The 6,999-nt window shown below is 38.2% G+C and carries 11 protein-coding genes and 1 pseudogene; all 12 read left to right on the top strand.

The genetic code is table 11. From position 1 onward, the window contains the following. Positions 1-238: 238 nt before the first annotated feature. Positions 239-565, top strand: a complete 327-nt coding sequence (locus HCUR_RS09590; RefSeq protein WP_243397279.1) for an LD-carboxypeptidase — start codon at positions 239-241, stop codon at positions 563-565. Then, the gene (locus HCUR_RS04630; protein ID WP_243397276.1) at positions 537-1,154 is read left to right on the top strand and encodes a S66 peptidase family protein; all 618 of its coding nucleotides are present in this window, start codon (positions 537-539) and stop codon (positions 1,152-1,154) included. Before HCUR_RS09590 ends, HCUR_RS04630 begins: the two co-directional genes overlap by 29 nt. A 6-nt stretch (positions 1,155-1,160) precedes the next feature. Next, positions 1,161-1,427 (top strand): hypothetical protein, encoded by a 267-nt coding sequence (locus HCUR_RS09585; protein ID WP_243397275.1) that lies wholly within the window; start codon positions 1,161-1,163, stop codon positions 1,425-1,427. Positions 1,428-1,439: 12 nt separating this feature from the next. Next, positions 1,440-2,180 carry a phosphotransferase gene (locus HCUR_RS04625; RefSeq protein WP_341476057.1) on the top strand — a complete coding sequence of 247 codons (741 nt, stop codon included), beginning with the start codon at positions 1,440-1,442 and terminating at the stop codon, positions 2,178-2,180. A gap of 608 nt (positions 2,181-2,788) precedes the next feature. Further along, positions 2,789-3,166, top strand: coding sequence for a GNAT family N-acetyltransferase (locus tag HCUR_RS10235; protein ID WP_423751894.1), 378 nt, complete (start codon positions 2,789-2,791; stop codon positions 3,164-3,166). 10 nt (positions 3,167-3,176) lie between these two features. Next, entirely contained in the window at positions 3,177-3,392 is a 216-nt protein-coding gene (locus HCUR_RS04615) for a hypothetical protein (protein WP_104206967.1), read from the top strand. Between the two features lie 15 nt (positions 3,393-3,407). Then, positions 3,408-4,049, top strand: coding sequence for a GNAT family N-acetyltransferase (locus tag HCUR_RS04610; RefSeq protein ID WP_104206966.1), 642 nt, complete (start codon positions 3,408-3,410; stop codon positions 4,047-4,049). Between the two features lie 21 nt (positions 4,050-4,070). Then, positions 4,071-4,280 carry an SAP domain-containing protein gene (locus HCUR_RS08630; protein ID WP_104206965.1) on the top strand — a complete coding sequence of 70 codons (210 nt, stop codon included), beginning with the start codon at positions 4,071-4,073 and terminating at the stop codon, positions 4,278-4,280. A gap of 160 nt (positions 4,281-4,440) precedes the next feature. Next, positions 4,441-4,635, top strand: coding sequence for a hypothetical protein (locus HCUR_RS04600; protein WP_104206964.1), 195 nt, complete (start codon positions 4,441-4,443; stop codon positions 4,633-4,635). Between the two features lie 252 nt (positions 4,636-4,887). Beyond that, positions 4,888-5,895 (top strand): hypothetical protein, encoded by a 1,008-nt coding sequence (locus tag HCUR_RS04590; RefSeq protein WP_165780760.1) that lies wholly within the window; start codon positions 4,888-4,890, stop codon positions 5,893-5,895. 331 nt (positions 5,896-6,226) lie between these two features. Beyond that, the gene (locus HCUR_RS04585) at positions 6,227-6,673 is read left to right on the top strand and encodes a hypothetical protein (RefSeq protein WP_104206962.1); all 447 of its coding nucleotides are present in this window, start codon (positions 6,227-6,229) and stop codon (positions 6,671-6,673) included. A gap of 169 nt (positions 6,674-6,842) precedes the next feature. Further along, positions 6,843-6,999, top strand: a pseudogene (locus tag HCUR_RS09580) (IS5/IS1182 family transposase); the annotation flags it as partial.

Here is a 6,999-nt window from a genome sequence, read left to right as displayed (position 1 = left end):
AGATACGTTTTCCGCTATGGCTTTTTAGAAATCGATCAAGAGTCATTTGAAATTATTGCAGGTGGCATGCTTGAGTTTAATTTATTATCAGAAGTCGAAAGAAATGCAGCCACTAATTAAGCCACCGAAGTTAAATGACGGAGATACAGTTACAGCAATTACTTTGTCTTGGGGAGGACCAGCAACTTTTCCTTATCGTTTTTAGGTGGGAAAGCAGCGCCTTGAAGAAATTTTTGGATTGCGTGTTCTTCATACAAAACATGCTCTTAAAAGCGCTGAATGGATTTACCAAAATCCAAAAGCTAGAGCAGACGACTTGATGGACGCGTTTCTTGATCCACACATCAAAGCGATCATTTCAAATATCGGAGGAGATGATTCTCTTAGCCTTATACCATTCATTGATTTTAATATTATCAAGAATAACCCTAAAGTGGTAATGGGCTATTCTGATACAACTGTGACCCACTTTATGTGCCTTAAAGCAGGATTAACTTCCTTTTATGGCCCATCTGTTATGACAGCTTTTGCTGAAAATGTTGCAATGCGATTATACGATAAGTAGCATTCTTAAAACTTTATTTTCAAGCGAAATAATTGGTGCAATTCCTAATAACACTGAAGGATGGACAATAGAACTTTTGGATTGGTCTGATGAAAATAATCAAAGTATTAGGCGTTCTTTAAATCCGCCAAGTGGATGGCATTTCATTGGCGAAAACAAACATATGTGTAAAGGTAGGCTTATTGGTGGCTGCTTGGAGGTTATGCAATTTTTAAATAATACTGAACTCTGGCCCGATTTATCTACATGGGATCGAGCAGTTTTGTTTCTTGAGACATCAGAAGAAGGAATAAAACTTTTTGCTGTCACAAGGTTTATGAGAAACTTAGCAGCTCAAGGCATAATAAGCCGCTTAAGTGGTATTTTGTTGAGTAAACCTGGTGGGTCGTATATGACGGTGGGACACTTTTATGAATATGATCAAGCACTACTGAAAGTCTTCGAGGAATACAAGATTCCACCTATCCCAATAGTCACACGTATGGATTTTGGTCATTCTGATCCAATGTGGATATTGCCTTATGGAGTCATGGTGGCAATCAATCCAGGTAAAAATACAGTGACAATATTAGAAAATAGTGTGAGATAAAAAAGAATGCTAATAAAACCTGACCTTAAGGATGAAAAAATCATTGCGTGTTTACGGGATGCGTATGGATTTACTGTGGAAAAGATAGCATTTCTGCTTCTTGGTGCTGATTTCAACACGGCTGTTTATCGTGTTACAACAAATAACGGATCAGATTATTTCCTCAAATTAACGAGTGGTGAATTTTTACAGGCTTCGGTATCAGTGCCAAAATATTTGGTTGATCTGGGTATCAAGCAAGTGATAGCACCTATACTGACAAAGCTAGGGTAATTATATTCAGGACTGGGGTCCTTCAAGGCAATTCTGTACCCTTATGTGGAGGGGCATAATGGTGTGGAAGCTAAACTATCAGAAGATCAGTGGGCTCAATTTGGGGCGGCCATTAAAAAGCTTCATAGCGTTGATATTCCAAACGCTCTAACAAGTGGCACACCGCGGAAAACGTTCTCTTCCAAATGGCGAGAAACCGTCAAATCATTTCTTGGGCGCATTGAAAATGAGGTGTTTGAAGAGCCTGTTGCTGTAAAAATGGTACTGTTCCTGAAATCAAAAAGCAGCGAAATACTTAAACTGGTTGAGCGCGCTGAAGAGCTTGCGATCACGATCCAAAAACAGCCCCTAGACTATGTTTTATGCCACGCCGATATGCATGGCTGGAACCTGATTGTTGATAAAAAAGTAGCTCTTTATATTGTTGACTGGGATACGCTCATCTTTGCTCCCGTCGAGCGTGGTTTGATGTTTGTTGACGCTGGCATTTGGGATGGTGGCCTGACAGTCTCCGAAAGAGAATCACTGTTTTATAAGGGTTATACTCAGACAAAGATAAATCAGGATGTGATCGCCTATTACCGCTTTGAACGTATTATTCAAGACATCGGCGATTATTATGAATACATCTTTCTGTCTGATGAAGGTGGTGAGGACGGGATGCGATGCTTTGAAGCTTTACAGCCTGTTTTTCTGCCGAATGGTGCAATAGAGAGAGCTTGTCAGTCCGACAAGATGAGGGAGATTTTATGAAATTATATTTTATAGGTGGCGCCAGTGGCAGCGGTAAAACAGCGGTAATGCCCCATTTAAAAAAGCTGTTGGGAGATGCCATCGCTGTTTATGATTTTGATGACATCGGTGTACCCGAAGGTGCTGACAAAAAATGGCGTCAAGAATCCACCGAGAAGTGGCTACAGAAATTATTGAGTGAAGGCAAGGATGCCTGCTTGCTTGGCCAAATTGTTTTAGGCGAAATACTGGCATGCCCTTCTGCCAAGCAGATAGATAAAGTCATTTTTTGTCTTTTGGATGTTAGCGATTTCGAACGTATTCAACGGCTCAAAAAACGTAATACCTATGGCGCTGATCAAAACATGCTGAACTGGTCCGCTTGGCTTCGTATGCATCATCAAGACCCGCAGTGGATGCCACACGTTATCCAGGAAGATGCTGCAAGTCCCATGGATTTTAGCCGATTATCTGCCCTTAGAACCTATGAAGAAATTGCGAATATCAAAATCCTCGACACGACTAATCATGCTTTAAATGAAGTTGCTCAAGAGTTGTCAGATTGGGTTAGATCATTTGATCTTGCTCCATTTCATGTTGTTAAAGCTCAAACACATGAAGTAGATGTTATAGAAAGTAAAATCACATCATACAATAACAGCAAAGTACCCTTCATCCAGGAACAACCTTTTATAAATTTAAATTTTTGTATAAAAGATGAGAATGGTGTCATTATCCCTGGTATTACATCTGTGATGTATTGTTGGGGTATGCTGTATGTCGATGTTTTGGCTGTAGACCAGAAATATTATAAAAAAGGTTTGGGAAGTAAACTACTCAGTCACGTAGAAGACGAGGCTAAAAAACTTGCTGCAACCCTAGCTCATCTAGACTCCTTTGATTTCCAAGCCAAAGATTTTTATTTAAAACATGGCTATGAGGTTTTTGGGGTGCTCGACGATTGCCCTCCTGGACATAAACGATATTATTTGAAAAAGAAATTATAGGAGAGAAGACATGATTGCCGATTACGCCAAAGATCCCGAACTTTTTGAGAGCTGTATTAACTTGATTAATGAGTGTTTCCCCGGCTGCAAAGAATTTGCATTAAACGCCATGAAATACGGAGCCTCTTGGCCTGAAGCTTCGATTCTCTTCATCATAGAAGAGCAGGGTAAAATTATCGCGCATGCGGGTGTATGGCCTATAACCTTAAGATTGAATGGAGAATAACATAAAACAGCTTCTATTCATGGTGTTTGTGTTAAACCTGAGCATAGAGGGAAAGGGTATTTTAAGAAGCTGATGCAAGAGACTATGCAATACGCAGATGATCATTTGGATTCTTCTCTATTGTTTACTGAAAAGCCCTATTTGTACAAGAATTATCCTTATAAAGCAATGCTGCCGGAATACGATTTTGTACTGAGTGAAAGCATTAAAGTTCAGTCTAAAACTTCCGATTTAAGTATATTGAATTTTAATGAACTCAAAGATTTAGCTATAATACATGATTTATTAAAAACGCGCGTACCCTTGAGCGATCAGTTTAGTATTATTGGAGCAGGAAGTACTCTAGTTATTTTTAATACTTTACAGAAAAAAATATATTATTCGGAAAAATTAAACACAGCTATTGTTTTTGAAATAAAAAATGAAACATTATATATTCAGGAAATAATTAGTTCAAAACAACACCAATTGATCGACATTATTGAGTTAATATCTGGAACTTTTGATAAGGTTATTTTGCAATTTTGCCCAGATAGATTTTTAGCTGAAAAAGATTACATGGCTAAATTAGCAACGCCGGAATGTTGTGTTATGTTTTCTAAAAAGCTGACATGTGAAGCTAAATATTTTCGTTACCCTGAGTTGTATTGGTGTTGATGAGTAAAGTGTGGATTTTGTATGGTTAATCTTAAAGAGGCACTTTTATTTTTACACGTGGCTGAGTTGCGTCAGCTGTGTATGACGCAGGGTGTACCCTCGCAGGGTAATAAAATAACATTAATAGCCCCTATTGTGCATTTTATTAGTACGGGTGAAATAATTAAAGAGCCAAAAATACCTGCTATTTCTAAAGCTAAACGTGGGTGTGATTATCCTACTAGAGCCTAGTGTGTTAATGCTCAAAGGTGCGTATAAAAACGATCTTAAAACCCGATTATTTTTTAGGTAATTAATAGGCGAGTATTTTCATTTTACAGCCTTTGGCATAGATTGGCTCAATGAACGCTGGCTTGAGGGTAATCCGCCCACCTATCAAGAATTCGCTATTATGTGGAAGGCTGAATACGCCAGGCGTCAAGAAATGGGTAGTACGCCTAAAGAAGAATGGGCTTATATTAATTTTACTCAAAATTTCATTAAAGTAAATCCTAAAGCCTCTCGTGTTGCGATTGTAGAGTCCTGGGAGGCTGAGCGAAAACGACAGATTAAGATTGTGAATGAACTTATAAGGAGTTCTTTATAACAGGCACATATGTACACCTTCGATTTTCAAGTCAAAGATTTTTATTTAAAGCAGGGCTATGAGATTTTTGGTGTTCTTGAAGATTGCCCACCATACCAGGTCATAAGCGCTATTACATGAAAAAAATATTGTAGGAAACAAATGACAAAAAACCGTTATGTTTTTAAAACAGCTACAAATAGCGACCCAATTGATATATCTTGGAATGCGGCACAAGAGTGGTGCAATTTTGTATTATTCAGGCCAATCAGGTTGCCTGATGGGTTAATCGAACTATCAAATAAAATAAGACCTGAATCACCTGACGAAGAATCTTCGCATCGGTCAGAATTTAGTGATGGAAGCAGACCGCTATCCATAAAACAATTTTTATATGATTGGGTACCACCAGCCTATGAGCACCTTTGCTTATGGCGAAATGCAGAAATATCAACTATAGAAAACATACTGATCCCAAACGCTAATTTGATTGGAAATAATTATTTTTGGTTTGGCCTGAATTATCGAAGAAAGCCAGCTGCCACTATTAACATGCTGCGCATGCAAATTGAGATTACCACTCTACATGGTACATTCGACGATCAAGAGATTATGCAGATAGTCAGTTCAATGGTGTCCATTAATGGAAAAGTAAAGGATATGATTTTAGATACAAGCTTTACAGAGCTCATGTTTTATGCTCGGCATCAAATCCCAACGAGCGATGTTTTGACCAGTTATTTTAAACATACCAGAAGTAAGACGTTTCGGTGCTACCCCCATGATGCTGCTTTTTTAGAGATAGTGCTGCTTGGACACTGGTTGATGCATACCTCAATCAAAGATTATAGGCTTGATAGCGTGTTCTTTTTTGGCCAAGACCCTCAAAATATTCAAGAAGTCGAGTATTATTTTGAAAGTTCGATCGAACCTAGATCCTGCATTCGCTTTCTTGTAACACACAAGGATACTGAATATAGCATTCAATATCCACCGAAATTAGGTGACCAAGCATGTCATAGCGCGCTCCATCATGCATGGTCTAAGACAAATAAAAATGGTTGTCATTCTCTAGTGTTTCAAAGAAAGAACGAAACCATCAACTGCATAGTTAAACCCGCTCCTTGGACAACCGCGTATTGGGCCGTAGAGCTTGCGCAGAATGCATTGATCCAGTCTGAAATGATTGAATGGGCCATGACAGCTCTACAACAAACTAAACTTAATGAAGAGATCGTTGTGAAAATGCCTTGGTCCAGTGTGGTAAGAATCAGGGGATGAACTTTTTTATCTTAAAATTACCCCAGCGCTTATTGCCTTAGAGTCTGAAATTATCAAAATACTGCATGACCCATTTTGTGCACCGGTGCCTACCGTTATTGCGCATAATGCTGAGTTACATTGCTTTTTGATGAAAGATGCTGGCACGTCTTTGCGTAGTATTTTGAAAAAGAAGTTTGATACTGACTTGCTTTGAAAAGCAGTCGAACAATTTACTGCTCTTCAAATAACAGGTGCAGATCATGTTGATGATTTTATTAATATCGGTGTTCCAGATTGGCACTTAAACAAACTGCCTGAGGTATATCAGCAAGCAATCTCACAGAAGGATTTGTTTATAGCTGATGGGTTGGCTGAATTAGAAGTAAACAAATTAGAAAAGCTGTATCCAAAGATAACTGATTTATGCGAAAGATTATCCGGTTATGCCATTAAGGAAACCTTTGTCCAACCTGATTTTAATGACAATAACCCCCTGATAGACGATCAATCAAAAGCTATTACTATTATTGATCTCGGTGAAATCTCCATCTCACATCCATTTTTTTCACTGTTGAATTTTCTGAATATAATAAAAAAGCACCATGCGCTAACCAATGAAGATACGGCATACTTAAAGGCCAAGGATGCCTGCCTAAAGAATTATAGACAGTGCGAGTCTGAAAAAAATGTGGCAGATGCTTTAGAAATAGCGCATGTATTGGGGTTTTTTTACGAGCTATTAGCTCATGATAGATTGATACAGTCATATGGCAGAGCACAATTAATGTTATTTTAGCATAGAAAACTCAGTGAGATGTTGCAGGAACTGATAGCATTATGTAACGCATATTGAGGGATCAATTAAAAATTTATTCTTTAGATTTTGAGCCCTTTTTATATTAGACCTCTTGAGAAACTAGATTAAATTTAAAGTTTGATGTAAACGCTCTATAGAAGGATCTGTTATGAACGAGGAAACCATAAAAAATATAGAAGACGAAAAATTTCGTCGTTTAACAGGCGTTAAAAGATCACCTTTTGAAAAGATGCTTGATATTTTCAGAGAAGCCGAAGGCCTTAAGAAAGCGAAAGGCGGTGGAAAGAACACGCTTATTTTAGAGG

This window comes from Holospora curviuscula (assembly GCF_002930195.1).
Taxonomy (GTDB): Bacteria; Pseudomonadota; Alphaproteobacteria; order Holosporales; family Holosporaceae; genus Holospora; species Holospora curviuscula.
Note: the sequence above shows the minus strand (reverse complement) of the source record. Positions and strands in the feature narration are given on the sequence as shown.